The sequence below is a fragment of the Telluria mixta genome (assembly GCF_029223865.1).
Lineage (GTDB): Bacteria > Pseudomonadota > Gammaproteobacteria > Burkholderiales > Burkholderiaceae_D > Telluria > Telluria mixta.
Map to the genome: position 1 here is coordinate 2,146,135 of NZ_CP119520.1, position 13,741 is coordinate 2,159,875.

A 13,741-nucleotide genomic window follows, 5' to 3' on the forward strand; every position below is an offset into this window, starting at 1 on the left:
CCGTGCACGCTTGAGCAAGCTCATTCTCCTGCATTTCTCCGCCGGGACAATCGGTCCACTGACCCACGCCTACGCGAAGGAGAAAGAGATGAAGAGCTCGCTGTTGTCCTGTTTTATCCTGTTGACGATGACCGCATTGGCCGGCTGCGGCACCGATGCCGGCAGCCGGTTCGCCGCGCGCGACACGACGGTCGAGTACTACCGCGTATTCGACATCAAGACCGACGCCGCGCGCGAGGCCGTGGCCACCGCCGCCACGGAAGGCCTCAACCGCAACGTGAAGGAAGCCTCCATCGCAACGCCGGCCGGCGTGGAAGCGACCGATTTTCCCGGCCACTTCAAGATGGCCGATCCCACGAGCGCCGCACCCGGCACCGCCGTCGACAAGAGCCCGAGTTGCGAAGGTGCGGCCTGGACCGCGAAGGCCGCCCCGAAAGTGCGCGGTGGCGACAACATGAACATGGTCGCCTGCCTGTTCCCGTACAAGAACGGCTACCACCTCGACATGTATGCCGTCTTCACGAAGCCCGAGGGCGGCTGGCTGTCCTGGCCGCGCCGGGTGGGCGGCATGATGCTGGGCACACCGGAAAAATTCACCGAGACCACGATGCTGGACATCGTGCGTTCGATCCGCGCGAATACCAAGGCGCAGGTGTCGCTGGTGGAAGCGAAGCCGAATTTGCCGGGCACGCCATGGATGGAGGGGGGCGATGCGCCGCTCGCCTCGACGCAGGCGGCGCCGGGTGAGGCGAGCAAGCCGTGATGGTGATTACGGCGTCGCGGTGCCGTTCGCGGCGTTCGTGACGGCGGGCACGGCCGACGGTGTCCCATCCAGGCGCGCGACCCAATCGACGAGCGCATCGAGCACGGCCCGGCCGCGCCCGTTGCTGACGCGGTCGCTGTTGACGAAGGCGACGAGCACGCACTGCCTGCCGTCCGCATCCGGCACGTAACCGGCCAGCGCGGCGGCGTTGGACAGCGTGCCCGTCTTCAGGCGCGCGCGGTTGGCGGCGGGGCTGTCGTGCAGGCGGCGGCGCATCGTGCCGTCCACGGCCGCGATCGGCATGCTGGCCTGGAGTTCAGGCGCCCAGTTGCTGCGCAGGCCCGCTTGCAGCAGGCCCGCCATCTGGATGGGCGTGATGCTTTCGATGCGCGACAGGCCCGAGCCGTTTTCCACCACGAAGCCGGTGTCGTCGATGCCGTGCGTGCGCATCCAGGCGCGCACGACTGCCTCGCTGCGGGCGAGCGTCGCGAGGGCCGTGCCGGGTGTGCCCGACGTAGCCGGTTGCGGGTGGCTGCCCAGCACGGGGTCGGGTTCGAGCGCGCCCAGGCTCAGGAAGAGCAGGCGGGCAAGGGTGTTGTCGGACGGCTTGTTGATGTCACGGATGACTTCCGGCAGCGGGCGCGACACGTGCTCGGCCAGCAGGCGCGCACCCGGCGGCGTGGCACCTTCGACGGCCGTGCCCGTGATGATGCCGCCCAGCGTCTTCCACAGGCGGCGCACGAGGCGGGCGACGTATTCCTGGCGGTCAATCACGTTGATCGACTCGCTGGCCACGCAGTTTTTCGGGAAGGTGCCGTGCAGCACGACCTTGATGCCGCCGCCCGGGCGCGGCACGGCCTCCGGGATCTTCCACCCGTTTTCCCAGGTGGCACAGTCGGCATCGACGAGCTTCATGTCCGTGTCGACCGTGACGCCGTCGAGCTCGGGCTGCATCGCGACGCGCACGCGGGTGGCCGGCTTGCCGTCTAGGCGCGGCGTCGAGCGGATGTCCAGTTGCAGCATATTGCGGTTGACAAACAGCGCATCCGGAATGGCGTTGTAGTAGGCCTCCGGCGCTTCGTCGAACGGTGGTACGCCGAGGTCGGCGCGGGCCGGGTTGAACAGCGTGCGGTCGACAACGAGGTTACCGGCGATGGTGCGGATGCCCTGGTAGCGCAGGGCGCGCAGCATGGTCGTCAGCGTCTCCGTGGACAGGTCGACGTCGGCGCCGCCGCGCAGCACGAGGTCGCCGTGCAGCACGTCGCCCTTGACCTCGCCCGTCGAGCGCATCTCGGTGCGGCCTCGGAAAACGGGGCCCAGCTGCTCGAGGGCGATCAGGGTCGTGACGAGTTTCATCGTCGACGCCGGGTGAAGCGGACGGTCGGCCAGGTGCGACAGCACGGTCTTGTCGCCGCGCAGGACGAGCACGCTCACTGCATCTTCGGGAATCGCCGCCGCGCGCAGGGCGTCCGTGACCGGGATCGGCAGCGGCGTCGTCATCGACGCCGGCGGCGAGGCTTGCAGCTGGGCCGCGGCCGGGTTGGCGATGCCCAGCAGGGCGGCGGAGAGGAGAGTAAGTGCGTGACGACGAAGCATGCCTGTCCTTTTTGTTCTTGCTATAGCCATTATCCGAAGAACACGTAGGCCACCGAGATGGCCGCGACGATGCCGGCAAAGTCGGCGATCAGCCCGCACGAAATCGCATAGCGCGTCTTGCGCACGCCGACGGAGCCGAAGTACAGCGCGACGATGTAGAACGTGGTGTCCGCCGAGCCCTGGAAGATGCAGGCCAGGCGGCCCACGAACGAGTCCACGCCGTAGGTCTTCATGGCGTCGATCATCAGCGCGCGCGAGCCGCTGCCGGACAACGGCTTCATCAGCGCGGTGGGCAGGGCGGGCGTGAACGCGGTGTCGAGGCCGGCGAGGCGGATGAGCCATTCCAGGCCCTGCACGACAAAGCCGAGTACGCCGGCATTACGGACCACGGAGATGGCGACGAGCATGCCGACGAGGTAGGGGATGATCGTGAGCGAGGTCTGGATGCCGCCCTTGGCCCCTTCGATGAACGCCTCGTACACGTTCACGCGCTTGATCATCGCGCCGACGATGAACGCGACGATGATGGAGAACAGGATCAGGTTGCTCGCGACCTTGGAGACGGTCTCGATTTCCGGTTTCGTGAGGTATTGCGTGAAGTACCAGATCAGCGTGGCGATGGCGGCCGTCATGCCGCCCAGCCAGCCCAGCACGACGCCGTTCATCAGGTTGATGCGCTGGCGGATCGACACGGCGATGATGCCCGCGACCGTGGCGACATAGGTTGCGATCATGCACGGGATGAAGATGTCGGACGGGTCTTTCGCGCCGAGGATCGCGCGCTGCGCCATGATCGCGAGCGGGATCAGCGTCAGGCCCGACGTGTGCAGCACGAGGAACATGATCTGCGCGTTACTCGCCGTGTCCTTGTTCGGGTTCAGCGTCTGCAGGCTTTCCATGGCCTTCAGGCCGAACGGTGTCGCCGCATTGTCCAGGCCCAGCAGATTGGCGGAAAAATTCATTACCATGTGGCCCGTGGCCGGGTGATCCTTCGGCACTTCCGGGAAGATGCGGGAAAAGAACGGAGAAATCACTTTCGCCAGCCAGCCGACGGCGCCCGCCTTTTCGCCGACGTTCATGATGCCGAGCCATAGGGTCATCACGCCGGCCAGCGGCAGGGCGATGTCCATCACGCCCATCTTGGCCGCGTCGAACGTGCCATCGATGATGCGTTTAAAAATCTCGGTATCCCCGAGGAAGATCCATTGGGCCAGTGCCGCAACGAAGCCGACGAGGAAGAAGCCGATCCAGATGTAATTTAAAGCCATGGTGTCGTAGATGCAGGCAAGGTTTTTGCCTGAGCTCGATTGTGCAGCGGAGAGTATAGGCGCTGAGCAAGCTGCACTGATGAAAGTATGGGCCGGGGATATGTAAAAAAGTTATGCGCCGCTGGGAAGCTTAGTGTTCTGTCATCGCGTACCGTATTGCTTGCGCCCAAGGCCTGAGCCTATGATACGCAACGCTTCCAGGACCCCGCCATGCCGACTCGCCGTTCTTTCCTCGCTTCCCTGCTGTTCACCGCTCTCGCTCCATTCGCCGCCGCGCAGGACACGGAACCCAAGGTCCTGCACATGTTCCTGTCGACGAGCGAGACGGGCATGGACCCGGCCGTCGCCTCCGACATCGCCACGCTGTCCCTGCTGGAAAACCTGTTCGATCCGCTGCTGCGCTACGACTACCTCGCGCGCCCCGTCAAACTGCAGGGGAATGGCGCGAAGGACCTGCCCGAGATCTCCGCCGACGGCCTCACGTACACGTTCCACATCCGCCCCGGCATGCGTTTCACGCCGGACCCGGCCTTCAAGGGCCCGCCGCGCGAGGTGACGGCGGCCGACTACGTCTACAGCATCCAGCGCCTGTACGACCCGACCCTGAAATCGCCGTGGTCGTTCATGTTCGAAGGAAAACTGCTGGGCGACGCGGCGTGGAAGGACCGCTTCAGCTACGCGACGGGCATCCCCGGCCTGCAGGCCGTCGACCGGTACACGCTGCGCATCCGCCTGTCGAAGCCGGACAATAACTTCCTGTTTTACCTGGCCACGCCGGCAACGGGTGTCGTCGCACGTGAAGTGATCGAGGCGTACCCGGGCCAGGCCGGCAATCACCCTGTCGGCACGGGACCGTTCATGCTGGGGGACTGGAAGCGCAGCGACCGCATCGTCCTCGTGGCGAATCCGACGTCGACGTCCGTGTTTCACTCCAGCGTGGCGACGGACCCGGCGGCCGATCCCGGCGACCGCGCCATCGCGCGTGCGCTCGAAGGGCAAAAGCTGCCGCGCGTGGACAAGGTCGACATCAAGATCGCGGAGGAATTCCAGGGCCGCATGCTGGGCTTCCTGAACGGCGAATACGACTACCTGGAGCAGGTACCGGAATCGATGACGGACATGGTCATCCGCAACGGCAAGCTGAAGCCCGAGCTCGCCGCACGGGGCATGCAGCTGTACCGCTTCCCCGTGCTGCAGACCTACTACATGTGGATGAACATGGAAGATCCGGTCCTGGGCGGCTATTCCAAGGAAAGGGTGGCGCTGCGCCGTGCGATCTCGCTCAGCTACAACAGCGCCGAGGACATCGCCCTGCTGAAACAAGGATTCGCGATCAAGGCCGAATCGCCGCTGCCGCCGGGCGTGCTGGGCTATGACCCGAACTACCGCAGCCCCGTCCCGTACGACCCCGCAATGGCGAACGCCTTACTCGACCGCTTCGGTTACGACAAGCGCGACCCGGACGGATTCCGGCGCCAGCCGAAGCCGAACGGCGGCGGCACCGAGCCATTGACCTTGCAGATGAGCAGCGAAGCGACCGTCGGCGGCCGCCTGCGCGACGAACTCTGGCGCAAATGCCTGAATGCCGTCGGCCTGCGCGTCGTGTTCAAGTCCGATAAAAAGACGGAGATCATCAAGGCGTCGCGCCTCGGCAAGGTGCAGATGTTCGAGAGTAACTGGATCGCCGACTTCCCCGACGGCGACAATTTTTACCAGCTGCTGTACGGCCCGAACGCGGGCCGCGCCAACTACGCCCGCTTCAACCTGCCGGCCTACAACGAACGCTACGAGCAGGCGCACGCGCTCAAGGACGGTCCCGAGCGTCAGAAACTGTACGTCGAGATGAACCAGCTGATCCACGCCTACAACCCGTGGGTGCCGCTGACGCATGTGCTCTCGGCGGATATCCGACAACCGTGGCTCAAAAACTACAAACGCCACCCTGTCGAATTCACGCAATGGCGTTATCTGGATGTCGATGTTGCGAAAAGGACACGTGCTGCAAGAGGGAAGTGATGCTTTTTGCTAGATTGACTGTGTGAAATATTCCCTGCAGTTATAGTCAGCGCCGGAATTTTCATTGGATGGGCGCGCGTCAGTGCGCTTACCTTTGATCATTATGCCAACGTCATCGTGCACCAAGGAGAGCCACGTGAAGTTAAAGAAGCTAGCGGCCATGATCGCCGTGATCGGTACCGCCGTCCCGGCGGTCGCACAGCAAGCGCAAACGGACAAGCCGATCGCGCGCGTCGAGATCACGGGTTCCAGCATCAAGCGCATCGCCACCGAAGGCGCGCTGCCGGTGCAGACGATCACCTTGGACCAGTTGGACAAGCAGGGCGTCACGAACGCGGAACAGCTGATGCGCCTGATTTCGGCCAACGGCACGGGCGCGGACAATATGACTTCAGGTAATAACGTGTTCGGCGCGGATGCCGACCGCGTCAGCGGCGGCGGCTCGTTCGCGTCGCTGCGCGGCCTGGGCCCGACCGGCACCCTCGTGCTGATCAACGGCCGCCGCATTTCCGGCTACGGCCTGTCCGGCAAGGCGGTCGACCTGAACACGATCCCGCTGGCGGCCGTCGCGCGCATCGAAGTGCTGAAGGATGGCGCATCCGCGATCTACGGCACGGATGCCGTGGGCGGCGTCATCAACTTCATCCTCAAGACGAATTTCGAAGGCGTGCAGGCGACTGCCTCCGGCAACTGGACGGAACACGGCGGCGGCGCCACGCGCAGGCTGCAGGTCGTGGCCGGCCATGGCAACCTGGATACCGACCGCTTCAACATCATGGCGGCGATCGGCTACGACAGGAACAACGAACTGGATTCGCACCAGCGCGGGTTCGCCAACGGCTACCAGCCGGCGCGCGGCCTGTCGCCGGACACCACCGGCACTCCGGTCGCCAACCAGCTGACGGGCGCCGGCACCGCGCTGGGTTCGAACTTCCAGATGCCGGGCGATCCGAACAAGTATCTGCAGGCCGGTCTCCTGAGCCTGCAGGGCAAGTGCGACAGCGTGACGGGCATGAACCAGTACGCGACGGCGCTGTGGAAGGACGTGACGTCGCCGCTGCGCACGACCTATTCATGCGCGTACGACTACGGCGGCGACTACGTGATGCAGCTGCCGACGGAGCGCACGAACGGCGTCGCCCGCGCCACGTTCCAGATCACGCCGGACCACCGCGTGTTCGCCGAAGCCGTGGGCGCGCATACGAATTCGCTGGCCATCCTGACGCCGGCGCAGATCTCCACGTCGCTCGCGAACGGCAACGCGTATCCGGTGGGCGGTCCGTATTACCAGGACCTGTCGCCGTACATCGCTTCTTTCGACAAGACCAAGCCGATCATCTACAAATGGCGCGCCTGGCCGCTGGGTAACCGCACGCAGAACTACACGACCGACACCGTGCGCCTGATGACGGGTGCCGAGGGCCTGCTTGCCGGCAAGTGGGACTACAAGATCGACCTGTCGCACAGCGAGAGCCACACGAAGACGGACCTCGTCGACGGCTATGCCTACACGAGCGCGCTGTACCAGGTGCTGGGCAGCGGCGTCGTGAATCCGTTCGCCGCGCCGTCGCAAGGCCAGAGCGCCGCCGCGATGCAGGCGCTGGAAGGGACCAAGTTCTATGGCCGCCTCCAGCATGGCAAGACGACGCTCACGCAGTTCAACGCCTCGATCTCGGGCGAGATCTGGCAGCTGCCGGCCGGCCCGCTGCAGGGCGCGATCGGCACCGACCTGCGCCGCGAGGGCTATGGCTTCGCACAGGACGTCGACGCGACCAAGATCCTGCTGGCGCCGGGTAATGCGAACCAGAACACGGTCAACCGCAACGTGAAGGCGATCTACACCGAACTCGTGGTCCCGGTCATGAAGAACCTGGAGCTGCAGCTTGCGCTGCGCCGCGACGACTACAGCCTGATCGGCGCGACGACGAATCCGAAGATCGCGTTCAGCTATCGTCCCACGAGCTGGCTGATGCTGCGCGGCTCGGCCAACAAAGGGTTCCTGGCGCCGAGCTTCGCCCAGCTGTACTCGGGCCGCCTGGACCAGGAACTGCCGAACGGCGTGTCCGACCCGGTCGGCTGCGCGTCCCACCCGGGCGACCCGCGCTTCTGCGCGATCGAGCGCCTGAACTACTTCAGCGGCGGCAATCCGAACCTGCGTCCGGAGACGTCAAAGCAGGGCACCCTGGGCTTCATCGTCGAGCCGAACGCGAACTTCTCGGCGTCGGTCGACTACTGGGCGATCAACGTCAAGGACCGCATCCTGAACCGCACCCCGCAGGTCGTGCTGGCCAACGCGGCGTCGCTGGGCGAGTACATCCACCGCAACGCGGACGGCACCATCGACTACGTCGACGCGGGCTGGATCAACGCGGCCGGCCTCAAGACGCGCGGTGCCGACGTGGGCCTGCGCGGCCGCGGCAACCTGCCGGACGGCTGGCGCTGGAACGCGACCCTCGACGGCACCTGGACGCAGAGCTACCAGTTCGCGGAATTCGAAGGCCAGCCGTACGTCGAATACGTCGGCAACTTCTACACGCGCGACATCTACCTGCGCTGGAAGCACAACGCCACGTTCAGCGTCGCCAAGGGCCCGTGGAGCGTCCTGCTCAGTAACCTGTACCGCGACGGGTACAAGGACCAGCTGCCGAACGGCGGCAAGGGCACGCCGCCGGCCGGCTTCAATCCGCACGTCGCCAGCTACACGACGTGGGGCCTGTCGACGACGTACACGGGCCTGAAAAACACGACGATCACCGTCGGCATCCAGAACCTGTTCGACCGCGACCCGCCGTTCACGGCGCACAACGTGGACGAAGTCGTGGGCGCCGGCTGGGATCCGCGCGTGGCAGACCCGCGCGGCCGCTCGCTGAGCTTCGACGTCAAGTACCGCTTCTTCTAACCGGTATTGCCTGTATCCTTGGCACTACCTGCGGCCCGCGTCCATGGAAGCCACAAGCTTCCGCGGCGCGGGCCGTTTTACATGATCCCTTCCACATGAACGGCAGCAGACGCAGGTTCAACGCGATGATGGCGGCGGCGCTGCTGCTTCCGTTCGCGCCTGCGCGGTCCGCATCCAGAACAATGACACCACTGATCAAACCACCGCGCCTGCGCCGCGGCGACGTCGTCGGCCTCATCGCGCCGGGCGGCTACACGAGCGATCCTTCCATCGAGAAGGCCGTGCAGCACATCGAGGCGCTGGGCTTTCGCGTCAAGCTGGGCACGTATCTGCGCGACGTGTGGGGCAATTACGGCGGCACGATCGCGGCGCGCATCGCCGACCTGCACGCAATGTTCCGCGATCCCGACGTGAAAGCCATCTGGGCGATCCGCGGCGGCTCCGGCTGCATCTCGCTGCTGCGGCACCTGGACTACCACCTGATCCGCACGCATCCGAAGGTGTTACTCGGCTACTCCGACATCACGGCGCTGCACCTCGCCATCCACCGCCACGCGGGCCTCGTGACCTTCCACGGCCCGGTCGCATCGAGCACGCCGTCGGACTATTCGACGGAGCACCTGCTGGCCGTGCTGACGGATCCGCGAGCGTCTTACACGATCCCGATGTCGTTTGATAACGACCGCCGCGCGCTGGACGAGCCGTGGTACGCGACGCGCACCGTGCACGACGGCGTGGCCGAGGGCCCGCTCATCGGGGGCAATTTGTCGCTCGTGAGCGCGCTGGCGGGCACGCCGTACGCGGCCGATTTCACGGGCGGCCTGCTGTTCCTCGAAGAGGTCAACGAGGAGCCGTACCGCATCGACCGCTGGATGACGCAGCTCGACCTGGCCGTCGGTTTCGACAAGGCGGCCGGCGTCATGGTCGGCATCTGCGAGAACTGCGGGCCGCAGGGCGACGGGCCGTCGCTGACGCTGGACGAGACCCTGGACGTGCACCTGCAACCGCTGCGCGTGCCGGCGGTGACGGGGTATTCGTTCGGGCATATCCGCAACCAGTTTACGATGCCGGTCGGGATCAGGGGGCGGCTGGATACGGAGGCGAGGACGGTGACGTTGCTGGAGGCGGCCGTTAGCTGAACTGCCGTCGTTCCCGCGAAAGCGGGAACCCATAGTGAGTATGCTACGGACGCTCAGCATGGATTCCCGCGTGCGCGGGAATGACGGTATTTTTCACCATCGCCACGCATCCTGCAGCCTCTCCTTCAGATACTCCACGAACACCCTTACCCGCGGCGCCAGATTCCTCTGGTGCGGATACACCGCATGCAGCGGCGCCGCCGCCATCGCATGATTGGGCAGCACGCGCCGCAAACGGCCCGCTGCCAGGTCATCCCCCACGTCCCAGATCGATTTCAGCGCGATGCCGCTGCCGGCCAGCGCCAGCTGCTGCGCGGCGCCGCCGTCGTTCGTGAGGAAGGCGGTGTCCACGCGCACGGGGGCCGTCTCGTCGCCGTCGAATTTCCAGTCCGTGCGGCGTTGATCTCCGATCACGATGCAGCGGTGGCCCGCCAGTTCCGCCGGCGTGCGCGGTTCGCCGTGGCGCTGCAGGTAGGCGGGCGACGCGCACAGCACGCGGTAGTTCGGCGCCAGTTCGCGCGCGACGAGCGAGGAGTCTGCCAGCGCACCGTAGCGGATGCCGAGATCGTGACCGCTGTCCAGCAGGTCGACAACGGCATCCAGGAGCTCCAGCTGGATCGTCACCTGCGGATGCAGTTCCTGGAATGCGGCCGCGACGGGTGCCAGCCAGCGCCGCCCGAATTCGCCGGGCGCCGTGATGCGCAGCAGCCCATGCACACCGTCGCGGCGCTGCGCCAGCAGGGCTTCGGCCTGCTCGACTTCGTCCAGGATGCGCAGCACGCGCGCGTGGAACAGCCGGCCTTCGTCCGTCAAGGTCTGGCGCCGCGTCGTACGCTGCAGCAGGCGCGTGCCCAGGCTCGCTTCCAGCAGCGATAAACGCTTGCTGACGACGGACACGGGCACGTCCAGCTCGCGCGCGGCGGCCGACAGGCTGCCGGCCGAGACGATGCGGGCAAACGCGACGAGGGCGGGGAAGTTGTTGGCGAGCGTGTCCATCTTGCGCTTTTTGGAAACAATGATTTCGTATTCTGCCGCTATTTTTCGGCGAGCGTGAAATCTATGATGAGCTCATCGAACCAAGGAGCCTTGACATGAAAGCCTTCCCCATCCTCGCCGCCCTGCTGGTAGCGCTGCCGGCCTTCGCCGCCGACGACCTCGTGAAAGCCCAGGAAGTGATCGCCGATCCGTCGCTACCGGCGGCACAGCGCGATGCCGAGATGCAGGCGGCGCGCCGCTATGCCACGTTCTGGCACACTGGCGACGAGCGCTTTGCCCGCGCCGCGCTCGCAGCCGATTTCACGGACCGCACGCTGCCGCCGGGCCGCGCGCAAGGCGTGTCGGGGCCGCTGGCCGCATCAAGATTCGTGCGCACGGCAATCCCGGACCTGCAGGCCGACCTGCTACAACTGATCGTTGCGGGCGACCGCGTCACCGTGCACTATCGCTTCCACGGCCATTTCACGGGACGCTGGGCGGACAAGAGGGGGGAAGGGCAGGCGATCGACTTCATCGCCACCGACATCTATCGCGTCGCGGACGGGAAGATCGCCGACAACTGGCATATCGAGGACAACCTCACGCTGATGCAGCAACTGGGCCTCGTCGCCCGCTGAAAGGAATCAATATGCATATCGACTTGACCGGCAAGACCGCACTCGTCTCCGCTTCCACCGCGGGCATCGGCCTGGCGACCGCCATCGGCCTCGCCGGCGCGGGTACGACCGTCATCCTCAACGGACGCTCCAACGACGCCATCGAACGCGCCCGCGAAGCCGTGCTGGCGTGGGTGCCGCATGCAAACCTGCGCGGCGTTGCGGCCGATCTCGCGACGGCGGAAGGTGCTGCCACGCTGCTGAAAGCCGAGCCGCACGTGGACATCCTCGTCAACAACGCAGGCACGTACGGCCCGCAGGATTTCTTCGAGATCGACGACGCCACGTGGGAGCATTTTTTCCAGCTGAACGTGATGTCGGGCGTGCGCCTGGCGCGGCACTACCTGAAAGGGATGCTGGAGCGGGACTGGGGCCGCGTCGTGTTCATCTCGTCGGAATCGGGGCTGAACATCCCGGCCGACATGATCCACTACGGGATGACGAAGACGGCGCAGCTGGCGGTCTCGCGGGGGCTGGCGAAGCTGGCGGCCGGCAGCGGCGTCACCGTCAACGCGGTGCTGCCGGGGCCGACGCTGTCGGAAGGCGTGCGCGCCATGCTGGAAGGCGCGGCACAGGAGGCGCACGTTTCGGTGGAACAGGCGGCGACGGACTTCGTGCGCACGCACCGCCCGAGCTCCATCCTGCGCCGCACGGCGAGCGTGGACGAGGTGGCGAACATGATCGTCTACGTGTGCTCGCCGCAGGCGTCGGCCACGACGGGCGCGGCGCTGCGGGTGGATGGCGGTGTCGTGGACACCATCGCATAAGAACTTACGCGACGATCTCGTCGATCTGCGTGGCCACTTCGTCGAACGCGGCAGTGGCGCGGTCCGGGCCCATGTTGACGCCCTCGGCGTAGATGAACTCGACGTCCGTCATGCCCATCAGGCCCAGCACGCCCTTCAGGTACGGCACCTGCGAGTCGCGCTCCGTGTCGCGATAGATGCCGCCACGGGCGAGGCCCACGTAGACTTTCTTGCCCGTGACGAGGCCTTCTGGACCGTTCGCCGTGTAGCGGAAGGTCTGGCCGGCGCGGGCGACGGCGTCGATCCACGACTTGATTTGCACGGACACGCTGAAGTTATACATCGGCACGCCCAGCACGATCACGTCGGCGTTTTTCAGTTGCGCGATCAGCGCGTCGTCCAGGGCCACGCGTGCGCTCTGCTCCGGCGTGCGTTGTTCGGCGGGTGTGAACAGGGCGGACAGCGCGGCTTCGTCCAGCACCGGGTGCGGGTCGCGCGCCAGGTCGCGCAGCTCGACCGCCGCTTCCGGATGACGTGCTTTCAGGCGCGCCGTGATGGCGTCGGCGACGCGGGTGGAGTTCGAACCGTTCAGGCGGGCGCTACCGTTGATTTGCAGGATGTTCATCGTGTTCTCCAGAAGTGTTGGGTCGATGGAGAACATTCTATTGAGTCCTTCCGTCGGGATTAAGCCGGGTTTCCGGATATCATTGTTCCGTTTATGGAACGGAGGTGGGAACCATGGTGGATGCGAATGACCTGATCCTGTTCGTGCGTGTCGTCGACGCCGGCAGCTTTTCGCAGGCGGCTGAACGGGCGGATCTCCCCAAGTCGACGCTGTCGCGCCGCCTGACCCTGCTGGAAGAAGCGCTGGGCGAAAAGCTGTTCGTGCGCAGCACGCGGCGCGTGGCGATCACGGCGTTCGGCGAGCGCATCCTCGAGCATGCGCGCCGCCTCGTCGACGAGACGGAGGAAGTGGCCGCGCTGGCCCAGCACCGGCAGGAGACGCCGCGCGGAGAATTGCGCGTGTCGATGCCGCCCGATCTCGTCGAATTCGACCTGGCCGGTTTCTGCCGGGCGTTCAGTGCGCGCTATCCGGACGTCCGGCTGCGCGTCGACCTGTCCCCGCGCCGGGTCGACCTCGGGGGCGAGCGCTTCGACGTGGCCGTGCGCGCCGCCCACCACCTGCCCGACGACGCGACACTCGTCGCGCGCAAGCTGTGCGAACTGCGCCAGGCCTTGTATGCCAGCCCCGATTACCTGGCCGCGCACGGGACGCCGCAGACGCCGGACGATCTCGTGCACCACGACTGCCTGGCGCTCGCCGCGAACGATGGCGATACGTTGCCGTGGGCGCTGACGCGCGGCGACGGCGTGCGCTGGGAGCAGGTCGTGCAGGGGCCGCTCGTGTGCAACTCGCCGCGGCTGCAGCGCGAGATGGCGCTGCTCGGCGCCGGCATCGCCATACTGCCGGCCGACGCCGCCCTGCGCGACTGGACCGGCAACGGCCGCCTGCGCCGCGTGTTGCCGGACTGGTGGCTGCCCACGGCCGGCCTGTGGTGCGTGATGCCGGGGCGGCGCCTGATGCCGGCGCGCACGCGCGTGTTCGTCGACATGCTGAAGACGCACATGGACACCATCCTCGGCGGGTAATCTTTCGAAAGC

The 13,741-nt window shown here is 66.1% G+C and carries 11 protein-coding genes; 7 read left to right on the forward strand and 4 right to left on the reverse strand.

Going from position 1 to position 13,741, the window contains the following annotated elements; genetic code table 11:
• The first annotated feature begins 88 nt into the window (after positions 1-88).
• Positions 89-763: a hypothetical protein gene (locus tag P0M04_RS09575; protein ID WP_259451880.1), complete on the forward strand. Its 675-nt coding sequence runs from the start codon at positions 89-91 to the stop codon at positions 761-763.
• 6 nt (positions 764-769) lie between these two features.
• Here the strand turns inward: P0M04_RS09575 and dacB are convergent, their stop codons facing one another.
• Together dacB and P0M04_RS09585 are read right to left on the reverse strand one after the other, a co-directional pair.
• Positions 770-2,359 carry a D-alanyl-D-alanine carboxypeptidase/D-alanyl-D-alanine endopeptidase gene (gene dacB, locus P0M04_RS09580; RefSeq protein WP_259451881.1) on the reverse strand — a complete coding sequence of 530 codons (1,590 nt, stop codon included), beginning with the start codon at positions 2,357-2,359 and terminating at the stop codon, positions 770-772.
• Positions 2,360-2,388: 29 nt separating this feature from the next.
• Complete coding sequence (locus P0M04_RS09585; protein WP_259451882.1) at positions 2,389-3,627, reverse strand: spore maturation protein; 1,239 nt, start codon at positions 3,625-3,627, stop codon at positions 2,389-2,391.
• Between the two features lie 210 nt (positions 3,628-3,837).
• On the opposite strand from P0M04_RS09585, the gene P0M04_RS09590 reads away from it, so the two are divergent.
• From P0M04_RS09590 to P0M04_RS09600, 3 genes are all read left to right on the forward strand, one after another.
• Positions 3,838-5,643 carry an ABC transporter substrate-binding protein gene (locus P0M04_RS09590; protein WP_259451883.1) on the forward strand — a complete coding sequence of 602 codons (1,806 nt, stop codon included), beginning with the start codon at positions 3,838-3,840 and terminating at the stop codon, positions 5,641-5,643.
• 136 nt (positions 5,644-5,779) lie between these two features.
• The gene (locus P0M04_RS09595; protein WP_259451884.1) at positions 5,780-8,542 is read left to right on the forward strand and encodes a TonB-dependent receptor; all 2,763 of its coding nucleotides are present in this window, start codon (positions 5,780-5,782) and stop codon (positions 8,540-8,542) included.
• A gap of 182 nt (positions 8,543-8,724) precedes the next feature.
• The gene (locus P0M04_RS09600) at positions 8,725-9,681 is read left to right on the forward strand and encodes a S66 peptidase family protein (RefSeq protein WP_259451885.1); all 957 of its coding nucleotides are present in this window, start codon (positions 8,725-8,727) and stop codon (positions 9,679-9,681) included.
• 93 nt (positions 9,682-9,774) lie between these two features.
• Here P0M04_RS09600 and P0M04_RS09605 read toward each other — a convergent pair whose 3' ends face one another.
• A complete protein-coding gene (locus P0M04_RS09605; protein ID WP_259451886.1) occupies positions 9,775-10,677 on the reverse strand; it encodes a LysR family transcriptional regulator in 903 nt (300 codons plus the stop codon).
• Positions 10,678-10,772: 95 nt separating this feature from the next.
• On the opposite strand from P0M04_RS09605, the gene P0M04_RS09610 reads away from it, so the two are divergent.
• Both P0M04_RS09610 and P0M04_RS09615 read left to right on the forward strand, forming a co-directional pair.
• Positions 10,773-11,294, forward strand: a complete 522-nt coding sequence (locus P0M04_RS09610; RefSeq protein WP_259451887.1) for an ester cyclase — start codon at positions 10,773-10,775, stop codon at positions 11,292-11,294.
• An 11-nt stretch (positions 11,295-11,305) separates the two neighbouring features.
• On the forward strand, positions 11,306-12,100 hold the full coding sequence (locus P0M04_RS09615) for an SDR family NAD(P)-dependent oxidoreductase (protein WP_259451888.1): 795 nt from the start codon (positions 11,306-11,308) through the stop codon (positions 12,098-12,100).
• A gap of 4 nt (positions 12,101-12,104) precedes the next feature.
• On the opposite strand, the gene P0M04_RS09620 is transcribed toward P0M04_RS09615, so the two are convergent.
• Positions 12,105-12,704: an FMN-dependent NADH-azoreductase gene (locus tag P0M04_RS09620; protein ID WP_259451889.1), complete on the reverse strand. Its 600-nt coding sequence runs from the start codon at positions 12,702-12,704 to the stop codon at positions 12,105-12,107.
• A gap of 113 nt (positions 12,705-12,817) precedes the next feature.
• Between P0M04_RS09620 and P0M04_RS09625 the strand changes: the two genes are divergently transcribed.
• Complete coding sequence (locus P0M04_RS09625) at positions 12,818-13,729, forward strand: LysR family transcriptional regulator (protein WP_259451890.1); 912 nt, start codon at positions 12,818-12,820, stop codon at positions 13,727-13,729.
• The last annotated feature ends 12 nt before the right edge of the window (positions 13,730-13,741 follow it).

What these genes read in the sequence shown, in the direction of transcription:
- P0M04_RS09575 (WP_259451880.1), top strand. Translation starts at nt 89, where the DNA reads ATGAAGAGCTCGCTGTTGTCCTGTTTTATCCTGTTGACGATGACCGCA.
- dacB (WP_259451881.1), bottom strand. Translation starts at nt 2,359, where the DNA reads ATGCTTCGTCGTCACGCACTTACTCTCCTCTCCGCCGCCCTGCTGGGC.
- P0M04_RS09585 (WP_259451882.1), bottom strand. Translation starts at nt 3,627, where the DNA reads ATGGCTTTAAATTACATCTGGATCGGCTTCTTCCTCGTCGGCTTCGTT.
- P0M04_RS09590 (WP_259451883.1), top strand. Translation starts at nt 3,838, where the DNA reads ATGCCGACTCGCCGTTCTTTCCTCGCTTCCCTGCTGTTCACCGCTCTC.
- P0M04_RS09600 (WP_259451885.1), top strand. Translation starts at nt 8,725, where the DNA reads ATGACACCACTGATCAAACCACCGCGCCTGCGCCGCGGCGACGTCGTC.
- P0M04_RS09605 (WP_259451886.1), bottom strand. Translation starts at nt 10,677, where the DNA reads ATGGACACGCTCGCCAACAACTTCCCCGCCCTCGTCGCGTTTGCCCGC.
- P0M04_RS09610 (WP_259451887.1), top strand. Translation starts at nt 10,773, where the DNA reads ATGAAAGCCTTCCCCATCCTCGCCGCCCTGCTGGTAGCGCTGCCGGCC.
- P0M04_RS09615 (WP_259451888.1), top strand. Translation starts at nt 11,306, where the DNA reads ATGCATATCGACTTGACCGGCAAGACCGCACTCGTCTCCGCTTCCACC.
- P0M04_RS09620 (WP_259451889.1), bottom strand. Translation starts at nt 12,704, where the DNA reads ATGAACATCCTGCAAATCAACGGTAGCGCCCGCCTGAACGGTTCGAAC.
- P0M04_RS09625 (WP_259451890.1), top strand. Translation starts at nt 12,818, where the DNA reads ATGGTGGATGCGAATGACCTGATCCTGTTCGTGCGTGTCGTCGACGCC.